Origin of the sequence: Cellvibrio sp., assembly GCF_039207905.1 — a bacterium.
GTDB lineage: Bacteria > Pseudomonadota > Gammaproteobacteria > Pseudomonadales > Cellvibrionaceae > Cellvibrio.
The window spans coordinates 17,444-31,951 of sequence record NZ_JBCECX010000032.1 but is presented as its reverse complement, the minus strand read 5'-3'; the positions used below and the strand labels follow the sequence as shown (position 1 = coordinate 31,951).

Genomic DNA, 14,508 nt, shown 5'->3' with positions numbered 1-14,508 from the left:
ATTGCCGTGAATCTTATTTATATTTTACGGAAACAGCAGACTCTGAAAGCACTAAAAAAGGGAAGCGCTTTACAGCGATATTATTTAATTTATGGCAAAGAAAAATCAGACACACTATAAAACGAACAACAAATATTACTCCTCGATGAAGCGCAACCCCACTCCAACCGGCTCCACACGCACCACCTCCATTTGCAATACCGGCGCATCATCCATTAATCCCTGCACCTGACCACTGAGACGCGTACCAATAGGGGGAATATGTTCTGGCTCCAACACTACAAACACTCCACCGTCCGAGATATCACGGGTTTTTACCAATAACTCTCCGACAGACTCGTGGGTAATTTTAATCCGGCAAGCAAAGGCAGTACGCACATGGCGACGCTTGTCTTTAGAGCTCATGAAAACTCCTGTGTTATTGTTGAATTATCGTATATTTAACAAGCTCGAACTACACCAAAAATAAAGGCGGGATGACCGCCTTTATTTTTTGCTTTATTTATCTGTCACTTCGGCTTTATCCACCTTCTGGAAGCCGCGCGGCAGTTTATTACCACGGCGTCCGCGCTCACCTTTGTAATGCTCAAGGTCAGACATCTTTAAGGTGATATGGCGCTTACCAGAGTGAAGCGTCAGGGTTTGCCCCGGACTAATCACATTCACCGACACCACAAACTCTTCACGTGCAGCCGCGCGCGCCGATGGGATGTTCATAATCTTGTTGCCCTTACCGCGCGCCAGCTCCGGCAACTCGGTAACCGGGAAGACCAACAGGCGGCCGTCGTTACTGACTGCAGCGAGCAACGCTTGCTCTGGATTATCAAGCAATTGTGGCGGCAAAACCAGCGCTCCGTCAGGTAAAGTTAACAGTGCTTTACCGGCTTTGTTTTTACTGGTGAGATCGTCCAATTTGGCGATAAAACCGTAACCAGCATCAGAGGCGAGAAGCACGCGCTGCTGGTCAGTGCCCATCAATGCGCCTTCAAAGGTTGCACCGCTGGGTGGGCTGATGCGCCCACTCAATGGCTCGCCCTGGCCGCGTGCTGATGGCAGGTTGTGGGCAGGTAATGAATAGCTGCGACCGGTAGAGTCGATCAGGATTACCTGCTGATTGCTCTTGCCACGTAAAGCGTATTTGAAACTGTCGCCCGCTTTATAACTCAATCCTTCCGGATCTATATCGTGGCCTTTGGCTGCGCGAATCCAACCCTTATCAGAAATCACTACTGTAATCGGATCAACACTTAACAATTCCGTCTCGGTCAAGGCTTGCGCCTCAGCACGAGCGACGATAGGAGAGCGACGTTCATCGCCAAATTGTTCAGCCACCTGAATTAATTCTTTGCGCACCAGATTTTTTAACTTCACTGCTGAGTCGAGAATTTTTTGCAGGCCATCGCGCTCTTTTTCCAGCGCGGCTTTTTCTTCGAGAATTTTCATCTCTTCCAAACGCGCCAACTGGCGCAATTTGGTTTCAAGAATGTATTCCGCCTGCATCTCAATCAGATTGAAACGCTTCATCAATACCGGTTTGGGATTATCCTCTTCGCGAATGATACGAATCACTTCGTCAACATTGAGGAATACAATCATCAATGCCGCCAAACGCAGCAACTTCTCTTCTACTTTCTCCAGACGGTATTGCAAACGGCGACGGGTGGTGACGGTTCTAAAACTCAACCATTCGCTCAAAATCTTGGTGAGCGATTTCACCGCTGGGCGACCATCGATACCGATCATATTCATATTGACGCGGTAGGTTCGCTCAAGCTCGGTGGTGGCAAATAAATGCTGCATCACCTGCTCAATATCGACGCGATTAGAGCGCGGAACAATGACTAAACGCGTTGGATTTTCGTGATCAGATTCGTCGCGCAGGTCGGCTACCATCGGCAATTTTTTCGCCTGCATTTGCGCAGCGATTTGCTCCAGGATTTTTGCACCACTGACCTGATGCGGTAGCGCGGTGATAATAATATCGCCCGACTCCTCATCTTTTTGCCAGACCGCGCGCATACGCACACTGCCGCGACCGGTTTCGTACATTTTGATCAGCTCTTCGCGCGGCGAAATAATTTCCGCCTCGGTGGGCATATCTGGCCCCAGGATAAACTGACACAAATCCTGCACGGTCGCCTGCGGGTTATCGAGCATATGCACACAAGCATTTACCACTTCGCGCAAATTGTGCGGCGGAATATCGGTCGCCATACCTACCGCAATACCGGTGGTGCCGTTCAATAAAACGTTGGGAACGCGCGCTGGCAATACGATAGGTTCTTCAAGCGTGCCGTCAAAGTTAGGCTGCCAATCGACAGTGCCCTGCCCCAATTCTTCAAGCAGAACTTCACTGTATTTGGTGAGGCGCGATTCGGTGTAACGCATTGCCGCAAATGATTTGGGATCATCAGGTGAACCCCAGTTTCCCTGACCATCCACCAAGGTGTAACGATAGGAAAATGGCTGCGCCATTAACACCATTGCTTCGTAAGAAGCTGAATCGCCGTGCGGGTGGAATTTACCAATTACATCACCGACGGTGCGCGCAGATTTTTTATATTTCGCGCTGGCTTTTAAACCTAATTCACTCATCGCATACACAATGCGGCGCTGCACTGGCTTAAGGCCATCACCAATGTGCGGCAATGCGCGATCGAGAATTACGTACATGGAATAATCGAGATAGGCTTTCTCGGTGTAATCTTTGAGCGCTATACGCTCATCGGCCTCGGGCAGGGTTATATCTTCACTCATTGAATATCCTGAAAATACAAAATTCAGATTAACGTTTGTCGATTATAAATCGCTAAAAATATTGCTGCGTATTTTTAGATCGAATTCACTATTAACGTTTTGTAGCCGCCAATGGAATAGAGCCTTTTTCATTGACGCGCAACGCAGGCAGCCAGGCGCTGAAATCAAGCTTGGCTGAAAAATTATAATTTACCGTGTCTTTCACACCATTGCGACTAAAGTGCTCAATCAAACGCACTAATTGCAACACATTCGCCGAAACGACAACTTTTACCGGCGTTTCCTGATAAGCGGTAAGTGTGGGCAGTTGGTCACTCACACCACTCAATACATCAAAATTTTCAATTCCTACTGTGTAAGAAATTCCGCGCAGCGTTAAATCGCGATCATTAGGGTTGGCAATTAACAGGTTGACTTCAATCGGCTGGGTTAACCCTTGAGCAGGCAATAATTGCAAACCAGCAACCTTCACTGTGGGCTGTTCTATTTTGGGTTGCAAGCTGGAGCAGCCAGACAGTACCAAACAGAGGGAAATAAAGAGTTTAGCCATGAGACCGCTAACACTGAACGATACTCTTACTGCAGCCAAAGAATGCGCGAATTCGCAGATACTGGAGATAAAATTCATTGTAGTCCCTCTTAAAAACAAAAATGTGAATACCAACACTCGTCCATTTACGACGGTGTGGTCTAATCCGCGCTCTTTTTACTGAATATTCGTCTTAAGACTCTGACACCTGAACAGGTAAAATCAATCAGTCGAAACGATAATGATTCTGTAAAAACCTTGTTGTACGTTGTTTATATCTCATCGGGAGCATGGCTTGCTGGCAGATTGGAGGATTCCACTGTTGGCGTTACCCGACCATTGATGGTCAGCTTACACGTTTTTATTAATGTTTATCTGACTACACCTATGCCTAATCCGCCCAATAAAGCACTGATTAATCCAGACGAATACTTCGGTTGCCGCGCTATTCGCATGCAAGGCCGCGATGACTCCCATTACCCGCAATTATTGCGCTTGAGCGCTGATTTCAATTTTGCGGTACTACAGTTGCAACGCAAGATTTTTAGTCATCTCAGCCGCAAACTAGTGCCAGGTGAATTCGAATTTGTGCTCGCCATCAAGGATGAAATCACCCAACACTGGTACAGCATGACCCCCGCATTGGACAGCCTAAAAACCCTTAATGACTACGCCAAACGCCACGAGATTGACATACTGCACACGCATTTGTTTGGTGACGAAGACGATGATTACAACCAATTTAAAGAGCGCGATTTTTATTGAGCGCTTTAGCACCCGCGCGAACAGATAGACCTTACTCGCCCATTTCTTGTTCAAACTCTTCGAGCAAATCCAGCGGTTCCAACTCCTCGCCTTCCAGATCGGCATTCCAGTTGACGCCAACCAGCAATACATCTTCATGCATGCCCGGCAGCCATTCTTCGAGGAATTCAAGCAGGTCGACTGCGACCGGCTTATAGATTTTCCAATCGTCCTGGCAATGCGCTTGCGCGAAACTTTCCTGCGACCAGAACGGCATTACATCGACATCATCGTGGGATTCAGACGCGCTTAGCGCCCAACCATCCGGCCCTTCAAGCCCCCACACACAACCCAATTCCATGGCCTCCACGATAAAACGGTCGAGATTTTCGGCTGGGTCGTCGCTGAGCGGATCGATAGTGGTAATGTCATTCATGCTAAAAGCCTTTGGAGTTTATAAACAGAGGTGTGCGCCTTCGGCTTTAAGCCAGGCGCGATCTGCCTTGAAGGTTGGGCAAATACTGGCAACCAGCGACCAAAAATCAGCACTGTGATTTTGGTGGCGCAGGTGACTGACTTCGTGGGCGACAAGATAATCGACTATGGCCTCGGGGGCTAGCAGTATCTGCCAGTTGTACTGGATCGCGCCGCGGCTGGTGCAATGCCCCCATTTTGAACGGGTGGCCTTGATACTGACCTGCGTGCACACCAATCCCATCGAGCGGGTTAGTTCCGTCGTTTTGCGTGTGAGGATATTGAGCGCCTGTTGCTGATACCAGCGGCTGAGCAATTGGCGGATTTGCGTTTCATCGGCCATACGCGCACGCGCTGAAAGAATGACATGCAATTGTTGGTCGATACGCGCGATCGCCGCGCGCGGGCCGCGCCCGATAACCAAGGTCAGGGTTTCATCCATAAAAGGAATCTCGCTGCCCTGCATATAGCTGCGCGGTTCAGGTAATGTCGACAGAGTTTGCTGTTGTTCGCGTATTTTCTCCCTGACCCACGCGGCTTTTTGCTGCAAAAAATCTATTAATACGGATTGTGCGACGCCGATGGGCGCTCGAATAACAACCTGCGCCTGCCGGATTTCAATACTGATGCTGCGCCGCCGCGCCGAGCGAGCAATACTGAATTCAAAACCCAAATCGGGTTTGGGCGTATCTTTTTTCAAACCGAACCAATCGGCCATGCTTGAACCTGCTTTCACTGCACAATGGATATCGACCGGAAAAATACGGGGGAAGAACAGAAAATATTGCAGCAGGTGCTGCGTCATCCGGGGCGACAAAGATAACACAGGTTGAATGATGCAGTTTTACGCGCAGGTGATTTTATCGGTGTGAACAGCTAGTAGAAGCCGAGAGTGTGATCCTTGCGCGCGACATAGACAGAGGTCATTCCCAGCTCCATGCGCCGGGCAATTGCCGCTTCGGCTTTAAGGGCGCCATCGCGGAAATTGGCGAGGCCATCGTAAAACATGGCGGTAAAAAAATCGGCATCGGCATCGCGCGAGGTAAACACTTCAATCCTACACATACTGGTGTGACAGCTAATGCTATTGACGCTCACTCGCTGCAATCCCTGATGCTGCGAGAACATATCGCGCAATGCCTGCTCATGTGTACCGGCCCAAGCTACATCAACCGGTTCCCGCTCAAACATCAATGTCGCTCGCTCATAAACCCCATTTTCTACTTTGTGTACCGCGGCGCGGGCCGACTCAGGATCTAACCCGACGGGCTCTGTTGGTGCTGATAACGGGGATTCTTTTGGAGTATTCACAACGCGAGGATTGGTATCGGCTGAAACAATCGCTTTGGGATGAGCCGTACTTGCGGCAACGTTTTCCAGTATCGTCTCTGCACTATCTTTTTTGGACGATATTTGCGGTGATGTTTTATTGACTTGCAGATAAATCGCCAGCGCCAGTATCGGCAGTACCAGCAAGATCAACCACAACGACAACGACAATGGACGATTGGAATCTTGTCGATTCACAAAACACCTCAAACATTTATCAGAACCATCAACAGGAATCTTGCGACCCCTGTTGATGCGTTCAATCACATGGAGCAAAAAATCACGATAATTAACGGCAAGTAACCGCTGGAGTCTCCACACTGCCGCCATTGGTATTGCCCTGGAAGCCGAACTCAGCGACCTGCCCTGCGCCCAAACTACCATTCCAACCAACGTTAGTTGCAGAGTAAGGATTGGTACCAGTCAGGTTGGCATTCCAAGAGCTGGTAATGCGGTTACTGCCCGCGTATTGCCAGGTCGCAGTCCAGCCGGAAATCGCACTGGTGCCTGAGTTGGTCACGCGAATCACACCCGTAAATCCCGTACCCCAGGAATTGCTGACCACATAAGTACAGCTCAAGCCTGCGTTGTTGGCGACGCTGCTGGATGAACGACTGGAAGCCGGTGTCGATGAGGCGGGAGTCGAACTCGGTGCAACGCTTGAACGGCTCGACGAACTGGGCGCGACGCTGGAACGGCTAGATGAGATCGGGGCAACGCTCGAACGACTGGAGCTTGTCGCTACCGAGCTATTTCCACCACCGCCAATTTGCACATCGATACACCCATGGAAGCGCTCATAAGTTGGCGGTTCACGACCCCATTCCGCATAAATCACATGGCGACCGGTACGCGCTGGTACGGTACAGGTGGTGTGGATATGCGCATTGGCCTTTTCGGCGCGCACGTTCGGATAAGCACTGGGATTATCGTCGTTGTAAGGCAGATCGCAGAACGGCTGATCTTCAAAATCAGCCCAAGTCAGCTCGCGTCCAACTTGATAGACAAACCCTGGTTTGGTAATCCAGTAACGGAAGTCCGAGGTGTCATCAAAGTGCGGGCCATTGCTGATATCCCACGAGAATACCTGCGATCCTGAATTGATATTGTTAACCGGCCAATTGATCGAATTGTCCCAAGGCGTTTTTCCGCCCTGCCAGGTTTCACTGTCAAAACCACAGACATTTTTAGAGACAGGGCCCAACACTTTACGTCCCTGATGGTGAGTCAGCACGCTCATGTAGGAATAACCACCATTAGGGTCGCTGGCAAAAGCATCGCCACACACAGGGTATGCCGCCGTACCGTTGAGCACTTGATCAGGCTTGGTCACCTTGCCGCAAAAGTAATTGCGCGCGCCGGGACTATCGACAAAACCGTGACCGAAACTCAGGGCAGAGAAGGCCAGCAATACTGCACCCAGCCCGCTATTTTTGATAAAAGTCTTATTCATTATGATGTCCTCACTTAACCGGATTTAGAGACGATTCCCGGATTCAGGAATCACCGTCGCCATCAGGCATGCCCTTATTGCAGCGCGATTACTTGGCAGAATAAAAAGCAATCATTGCCTCGGGCACCGCCGGTGGCGATGCACAATCAGAAGTCCAGCGAGTGCTTATGAACGGCAAAATCATAGGAGAGAGCACAGGTAAATCTTTATTATTATCTTGTCAGTTTCCGCCACAGAACCACGTGCGCAGTAGACAAGTGGACGACCGAGCGATGGATATTCCGCCCATGCGACAGCGCTGTCAAATCAAGCGAGAAAAACGGCGCCACTTAAAAATAAAATCGTCATAAATACCCAAAATTAGAATACTGAGGCGCCATTCGACAACTTAGTGCGAATGCGCAGAGCTGGCAGAAAGAGAGCTTCCCGATACATCGCTGAACTCACCGGTGTAATTTGCACCTGTTACAGAAGCATCTAATAAAATCCGGATATACAAGGTTTTGCCCTGCTGCGGATTGGTAACGCCGACCACATAATAGCCCAGCTCATTTTTATGAATTTGCGCGGCCGTTTGCGGGAGACCGCGCCAGCTTTTATCCAGCGATTGCAGACCGAAAGGTGGTTGTTTCAAGCTGTAGTCATGCACAGTGGCGAGTGCGATTTCCACTGCTTTTTTCATGCTGACCGGTGTGTGATCGTGACCTTCATGCGCCGATAAAATCGGAGCCACTAATAAAAATAATGAGGCACAGACAAGCAGAGCCAGACGCTTCATTTTTATCTCCTGTCCTTAATGATTATTCGCCCGGCTATTCGAGCAAAAATTAGCTGCAATTGGTACGACCCAGTTAGCAAAAACCTTCAATTGATGATTCCCCTCAAACACGGTGAGTTTGCTACACTGCCCATCCATATTTTCAGGCAGTACTTTTTTCCAATCAGTACTATGCCAATGCAGGGATCAATAACGATACATGAATGACAAACTCTTTATCCGTTTGCAACATCTAGTACCACAACACGGCCTTTCACGCGCCGCAGGTTGGTTGGCAAGCACCGAAAACTCATTCCTGAAAAATAATTTCATCAGTTGGTTTGTAAAACGTTACAACGTCGATATGAGTCTCGCGCAGGAAGAAAATCCGCTCGCTTATGCCTGCTTCAATGATTTTTTCACCCGCGCACTAAAACCCGGCGCCCGTCCGATTAATAGTGATGCTGACTCAATTGTCTGCCCCGCCGATGGCGCCATCAGCCAATTAGGACCGATCAAAGATGGCCGGATTTTCCAGGCCAAAGGGCAGGATTACACCACGCTGGAATTACTCGGCGGCGATGAAGCCCTTGCAGCAGAGTTTACCGATGGCACTTTTGCAACCGTGTATTTGTCGCCGCGCGATTATCACCGTGTGCACATGCCCTACGGCGGAAAGCTGCGCTCCATGGTGAGCATTCCCGGTGAATTATTTTCGGTAAATACCGTCACCGCCAAAAACGTACCGCGCTTATTCGCACGCAATGAGCGCGCTGTGGCAATTTTTGATACCGACATCGGCCCAATGGCAGTGGTGTTAGTTGGCGCAATGATTGTGGCGGGAATTGAAACTGTGTGGGACGGCCAAATTGCGCCATTCGCCAGCCGCGATATCGCCACCTCACTCTACCCCTACCAGAACATTACGCTGAATAAAGGTGATGAAATGGGCCGCTTCAAATTAGGCTCAACTGCCGTCATTTTATTTGCCAATAATAAAATGCAGTGGGATACAAATTTTGTTGCGGGTACGCCGACCAAAATGGGTGAGCTGATGGGCAGAAAAATTTAACTACTGCACAAGCATCATTATCTGACGCAAATAAAAAGGCCAATCAAATGATTGGCCTTTTTATTATCTGCAAGGGTCAAAACAATTAGCCATTATCGTCTGGATAATCTTTGCGCAGCTCTACCGGTTTATCCTGATGCTTGCGCATTTTAATATTGATCATTTCCACACCCAGCGAGAAGGCCATCGCGAAGTAAATGTAGCCTTTGGGTACATGAACGTCGAAGCCTTCTACCAGCAAGGTGAAGCCCACAATCACCAGGAATGATAGCGCCAGGATTTTGATTGTCGGATGGGAATCAACAAAATCACCGATCGACTTAGCCGCAAACAGCATCACACCCACAGCGATAATAATTGCCGTTGCCATAATCGGCACTTGGCTTACCAGGCCTACGGCGGTAATGACTGAGTCGAGCGAGAAAACGATATCGAGAATCGCGATTTGCGCCAGCACAATCATCAAACCATGAGTGGCAACATTGCGCTCGGCTTCCACTGCACCTTCAAGGCTGCCATGAATTTCGTGGGTCGCCTTGGCGATAAGGAATAAACCACCGCCGATCAAAATAATATCGCGCCCGGAAATTTCCTCCCCGAGCACGCTAAACAACGGCTCAACCAAGCCCATGATCCAAGCCAAGGAAAACAGCAGCGCAAGGCGGGTGATCATCGCCAAGCCAAGACCAACATTGCGCGCAAATTTACGCTGCTTTTCTGGCAGGCGACCTACGAGAATCGATATAAAAATAATATTGTCGATCCCCAATACAATTTCCAGCGCCGTCAGTGTTGCCAGGGCGACCCAGGCTTCCGGGCTTGATAACCACTCAAACATCATTCAAATCTCATTGATTAAAGGCACACAATATCCATCCCCAAGGCTGCAAGACGGTGGATATTGCCGTAAAAGAATCCTGCTAACGCTCGGGTCAGCCAGGGTCGCCGATTGTACATTGTCCGTAGTGACCAAAAGCAACAACTTTAATGCTGCCGAACGCGGTAAATACAGGGCTTCTGGCGAAACCTTGGGGCATAAGCGTCAGTTTCCAAGTCAGCTGCCATAAAAAAACCGCATGCGCCAGGCACATGCGGTTTTAGATGCAGAAATAGTGAAAATCGAATCAACTACGCGTGGTCAACTTGCTCAGCAACGCCATTAATCCTTTCTTCTCCGTTTTCATTAAATAGTGATCGCGGATACCGGAAATATCCACATCGTAACTGCCAGGTTCAAGGTCGCGGGCAATTTCGATTTTTTCGATTTCATAGCGGGTCTTTTTACCGGAATCGAGCAGTTCCTGTTTGCGTTTGTCGTCTTCCGACAAATCGAGCAGCAGATATTCATCCAGCGGTTGCTTGTAGGCATCCAATACGACGATGACACGCGGCTTCAACCGGCGCTCGAAGTTTTGCTCCACCACTACTGCAACTTCACCGGTGCTCAACTCAACCAATGTGCCAGTGGGATATAGGCCAATAGCGCGAATAAATTCCACCACCAATTCCTCTTGAAACTGGATATTGCGCAGCTCATAGAGTTTGGCAACCGCCTTGGAGGGAGCAATTGGATGGCGCGATCCGCGCGGATTGGTTACATAATCGTAGTAGGTCACAATACCGGCAATTTTGCCGAGCAGAGGGATTTTATCGCCCGACAATCCTTGCGGGAAGCCACTGCCGTTGAGGCGCTCGCAATGGGTTTTTACTACGCTGATTACCCGCGGTTCGACACCCGGTGTTTTACGCAAAATCTCGCAGCCTAATTCGACAAAGGTTTCATACAGCTGTTCTTCTTCCGCACTGCGCTCCACTTTGGAGAGCAATGCCACATCGAGCATGACTTTGCCGACATCTTTTAACAACACGCCCATGGCAAGTACATCGAGATCGCGCTTGGGTAAACCGATATGTCGACCAAACAAAATCGCCCACACAGATGAACGCACCGCATGGCTGTAGGTGTATTCGTCTTTTTCCTGTACCCGCGACAACCAGGTAAAGGCATCGGGATTACGTAACACGCTGTCCACCATTTCACTGGCAACACGCTTGGTTTCGCCGAGGGACATGGTATCCAGCTGGTTCTTTTCGAGCTGATCCATCACCTCTACAACAGCGCCGTAGACTTTCTGATGGAGTTGGCGAGCCTTCTTAACTTCGCGCTGTAGAGGTTCAACCTGACGATATAGACCACGCTGAATTTTAAGCGGTGCGACCGATTCGTTGAATGAGTTAACTCGCTCGCGGGTAGTTGGCTTTTTAGCGGAAGGAGCAAGCGTTTTCAAATTGGCCGCGATGGGGCCACGGCCTTTTTCTATATCGATAAAAACGTAATTACACAGGGCTTTGAGTTGATTGATTTCACCCAAGTCGCGCAGGTAGAAACCTTGCAACGGAAAAGGAGTTTGTGACCAAGGGCGATCCAGCCCCGACACATACATGCCTATGGTTAACTCGTTGACGTCAACTTTAACCTGCTTGATTCCCACACTTATTCCCCATATCACCCGCGGGTGTTTGTTATCAGCCTTGTCATCGGGATTTGCCGGTAATGAACCGGCATGCAAGCGAATCTGCAAATTCCGCGAGCTACCTGAGGCAGGCTCTAAATCTTCCTAACCAGGTTCTAAATCTTCCTAAAAAGAACCTTGATATTGCGTCGAGTGTAATCAAGAAACACGCGCCATGCCAGCGCTCGCGGATTAAAGGCTCAATAATAAACCTGTATGGAACTGGCTTACTGGTGATACTGCCCTGACAGCTCATGCACTGCGTTGATAAATGCGCCAGCGTGGGCTGGATCAACTTCCGGGGTAATACCGTGACCCAGATTGAAAACATGCCCTGAACCTGCGCCATAACCGGCAAGAATACTGCCGACTTCAGCGCGAATACGTTCCGGTGATGCATACAAAATAGTCGGGTCCATATTGCCCTGCAAGGCCACTTTGTTGCCGACGCGCGCGCGCGCGGCAGCGATATCAGTGGTCCAATCCAAACCCAATGCAGTAGCGCCAGTGTCCGCCATCGCCTCCAACCATTGGCCTCCGCCCTTGGTGAACAGGATTACCGGAACCTGACGCCCCTCATGCTCGCGGATCAACCCACTCACAATTTTCTGCATGTATTTGAGCGAGAACTCCTCATAGGCCGCATGGGAAAGCGCGCCGCCCCAAGTATCAAAAATCTGCACCGCTTGCGCACCGGCAGTAATTTGCGCGTTCAGATAAACGGTAACCGAGTCAGCCAACACATCCAATAAACGATGCATCACCTGCGGCTGGTTGTAGAGCATTTCTTTGGCGCGACGGAAATCGCGGCTGGAGCCGCCTTCGATCATATAGGTCGCCAAGGTCCAAGGGCTGCCAGAGAAACCTATCAGCGGTACACGACCATTTAATTCGCGACGAATGGTTTTAACGGCGTTAACGACGTAGGGCAAATCCTGCTCGGGATTGATGACTTTGAGTGCATTGACATCCGCTTCAGTACGCACCGCTTTCTTGAATTTGGGGCCTTCGCCGGTTTCAAAATAAAGGCCCAATCCCATAGCATCGGGAATGGTGAGGATATCGGAGAAGAGAATGGCAGCATCCAGACCGGGATAGCGATCCAGCGGCTGTAAAGTGACTTCGCAGGCAGCCTCGGGATTAGTGCACAGCCCCATAAAATCGCCCGCTTTTTCGCGCGATGCGCGATATTCAGGTAGGTAGCGGCCCGCTTGGCGCATCATCCATACCGGAGTGACATCTACCGGTTGCTTAAGCAATGCGCGGAGGAAACGGTCGTTTTTGAGTTGTGTCATCGTGCTATCTCCAAGGCTAACGCCCCGATCACTGAATCGAATTAATTTTGCTCTACCAGATAAAACAAACCCCGCAATCGCGGGGCTTGTTGGATGACGGGAGACTAAGCGATCACCGTCGGTGTGGTCAATGCGAAAACACGGAATGGATCAAACTTCGAGGTAATCCAGAATACCTTGTGCGGCTTCGCGGCCTTCCCAGATAGCAGTTACCACCAAGTCAGAACCGCGCACCATATCACCGCCAGCAAACACTTTCGGGTTGGTGGTCTGGAACTTGAATTGCTGATGCTCTGGCGCGATCACACCGCCCCAATCATTGGTTTTAACACCATTGGTTTCGAACCATGGCTGTGGGCTTGGGCGGAAACCGAAGGCGATCAACACCACATCGGCAGGCAGGATCTCTTCTGAACCGGGGATCACTACCGGGCTGCGACGGCCTTTAGCATCCGGCTCGCCCAACTGGGTAGTCACTACCTTAACGCCTTCCACTTTACCGTTACCAACCACTTCAACTGGCTGACGGTTGTAGAGGAATTGCACGCCCTCTTCTTTGGCATTGGCTACTTCGCGCTTGGAACCGGGCATATTCTCTTCATCGCGACGATAGGCACAGCTTACGCCGCTGGCGCCTTGGCGAATCGAAGTACGGTTACAGTCCATCGCGGTGTCACCACCACCGAGGACAACCACTTTCTTGCCCTTCACGCTGATGAAATCCGCCGCGTCTTTTTCAAAGCCGAGGTTGCGGTTTACGTTGGAAATCAGGAATGGCAATGCATCGTAAACGCCGGGTAAATCTTCACCCGGGAAGCCGCCTTTCATGTAGTTGTAGGTGCCCATCCCCATGAACACTGCATCGTAATCGCGCAGTAATTCTTCCATGGTGATGTCTTTGCCCACTTCGGTATTCAGGCGGAATTCGATACCCATTTCGGTAAAGATTTCACGACGACGGCTCAGTACGCTTTTTTCGAGTTTGAATTCAGGGATACCAAAAGTCAGCAGGCCACCGATCTCAGGGTATTTATCAAACACGACCGGTTTAACACCGTTGCGCACCAATACATCCGCACAACCAATACCGGCTGGGCCCGCACCGATGATGGCAACTTTTTTGTCAGTCCAAACAACTTTGGACATATCCGGCTTCCAGCCCATGGCGAAAGCGGTGTCGGTAATGTACTTCTCGGCGTTGCCGATAGTCACTGCACCAAAACCGTCGTTCAGCGTACACGCGCCTTCACACAGACGGTCCTGCGGGCACACGCGGCCACAGACTTCCGGCAGGGAGTTGGTTTGATGGCTCAACTCCGCCGCTTCAAAAATATTGCCTTCCGAAATCAGCTTCAGCCAGTTAGGGATGAAGTTGTGCACCGGGCACTTCCACTCGCAATAAGGGTTGCCGCATTCAAGGCAACGGTGCGATTGGCCTTCCACTTCTTCTTTGGCAAAAGGCTGGTAAATCTCCACAAACTTATGTCTGCGGGTTTCGATATCTTTCTTGGCGGGGTCTTGACGACCCACATCGAGAAATTGAAAGTCATTGTTTAAACGTGCTGACATAGATCTCTCCTCACCC

At 50.0% G+C, this 14,508-nt stretch carries 14 protein-coding genes; 2 read left to right on the top strand and 12 right to left on the bottom strand.

Features of this window, described 5'->3' with window-relative positions; genetic code table 11:
• Window positions 1-135: 135 nt before the first annotated feature.
• The 3 genes from AAGC78_RS16930 to AAGC78_RS16920 form a co-directional block, all read right to left on the bottom strand.
• Window positions 136-405 carry a PilZ domain-containing protein gene (locus tag AAGC78_RS16930; RefSeq protein WP_435785281.1) on the bottom strand — a complete coding sequence of 90 codons (270 nt, stop codon included), beginning with the start codon at window positions 403-405 and terminating at the stop codon, window positions 136-138.
• Between the two features lie 93 nt (window positions 406-498).
• The gene (gene parC, locus AAGC78_RS16925) at window positions 499-2,757 is read right to left on the bottom strand and encodes a DNA topoisomerase IV subunit A (RefSeq protein ID WP_435785280.1); all 2,259 of its coding nucleotides are present in this window, start codon (window positions 2,755-2,757) and stop codon (window positions 499-501) included.
• Window positions 2,758-2,848: 91 nt separating this feature from the next.
• The gene (locus AAGC78_RS16920) at window positions 2,849-3,385 is read right to left on the bottom strand and encodes an LEA type 2 family protein (RefSeq protein WP_435785279.1); all 537 of its coding nucleotides are present in this window, start codon (window positions 3,383-3,385) and stop codon (window positions 2,849-2,851) included.
• A 159-nt stretch (window positions 3,386-3,544) separates the two neighbouring features.
• On the opposite strand from AAGC78_RS16920, the gene AAGC78_RS16915 reads away from it, so the two are divergent.
• Complete coding sequence (locus AAGC78_RS16915) at window positions 3,545-4,051, top strand: hypothetical protein (RefSeq protein ID WP_435785278.1); 507 nt, start codon at window positions 3,545-3,547, stop codon at window positions 4,049-4,051.
• Between the two features lie 31 nt (window positions 4,052-4,082).
• Here AAGC78_RS16915 and AAGC78_RS16910 read toward each other — a convergent pair whose 3' ends face one another.
• The 5 genes from AAGC78_RS16910 to AAGC78_RS16890 all read right to left on the bottom strand — a co-directional run bounded on the left by AAGC78_RS16910 (window position 4,083) and on the right by AAGC78_RS16890 (window position 8,064).
• On the bottom strand, window positions 4,083-4,466 hold the full coding sequence (locus AAGC78_RS16910) for a DUF2750 domain-containing protein (protein ID WP_435785277.1): 384 nt from the start codon (window positions 4,464-4,466) through the stop codon (window positions 4,083-4,085).
• An 18-nt stretch (window positions 4,467-4,484) separates the two neighbouring features.
• A complete protein-coding gene (locus AAGC78_RS16905) occupies window positions 4,485-5,309 on the bottom strand; it encodes a M48 family metallopeptidase (RefSeq protein ID WP_435785276.1) in 825 nt (274 codons plus the stop codon).
• 71 nt (window positions 5,310-5,380) lie between these two features.
• On the bottom strand, window positions 5,381-6,031 hold the full coding sequence (locus AAGC78_RS16900) for a hypothetical protein (protein WP_435785275.1): 651 nt from the start codon (window positions 6,029-6,031) through the stop codon (window positions 5,381-5,383).
• Window positions 6,032-6,122: 91 nt separating this feature from the next.
• Window positions 6,123-7,286 carry a lytic polysaccharide monooxygenase gene (locus AAGC78_RS16895; protein WP_435785274.1) on the bottom strand — a complete coding sequence of 388 codons (1,164 nt, stop codon included), beginning with the start codon at window positions 7,284-7,286 and terminating at the stop codon, window positions 6,123-6,125.
• 388 nt (window positions 7,287-7,674) lie between these two features.
• A complete protein-coding gene (locus tag AAGC78_RS16890) occupies window positions 7,675-8,064 on the bottom strand; it encodes a DUF6488 family protein (protein ID WP_435785273.1) in 390 nt (129 codons plus the stop codon).
• A 199-nt stretch (window positions 8,065-8,263) separates the two neighbouring features.
• On the opposite strand from AAGC78_RS16890, the gene asd reads away from it, so the two are divergent.
• On the top strand, window positions 8,264-9,115 hold the full coding sequence (asd, locus tag AAGC78_RS16885; RefSeq protein WP_435785272.1) for an archaetidylserine decarboxylase: 852 nt from the start codon (window positions 8,264-8,266) through the stop codon (window positions 9,113-9,115).
• 85 nt (window positions 9,116-9,200) lie between these two features.
• Here the strand turns inward: asd and AAGC78_RS16880 are convergent, their stop codons facing one another.
• From AAGC78_RS16880 to AAGC78_RS16865, 4 genes are all read right to left on the bottom strand, one after another.
• On the bottom strand, window positions 9,201-9,956 hold the full coding sequence (locus tag AAGC78_RS16880; protein WP_435785271.1) for a TerC family protein: 756 nt from the start codon (window positions 9,954-9,956) through the stop codon (window positions 9,201-9,203).
• Between the two features lie 283 nt (window positions 9,957-10,239).
• Window positions 10,240-11,607, bottom strand: coding sequence for an HD-GYP domain-containing protein (locus tag AAGC78_RS16875; RefSeq protein WP_435785298.1), 1,368 nt, complete (start codon window positions 11,605-11,607; stop codon window positions 10,240-10,242).
• 248 nt (window positions 11,608-11,855) lie between these two features.
• The gene (gene hemE, locus AAGC78_RS16870; RefSeq protein WP_435785270.1) at window positions 11,856-12,923 is read right to left on the bottom strand and encodes a uroporphyrinogen decarboxylase; all 1,068 of its coding nucleotides are present in this window, start codon (window positions 12,921-12,923) and stop codon (window positions 11,856-11,858) included.
• A 150-nt stretch (window positions 12,924-13,073) separates the two neighbouring features.
• Complete coding sequence (locus tag AAGC78_RS16865; RefSeq protein ID WP_435785269.1) at window positions 13,074-14,492, bottom strand: FAD-dependent oxidoreductase; 1,419 nt, start codon at window positions 14,490-14,492, stop codon at window positions 13,074-13,076.
• Window positions 14,493-14,508 lie beyond the last annotated feature (16 nt).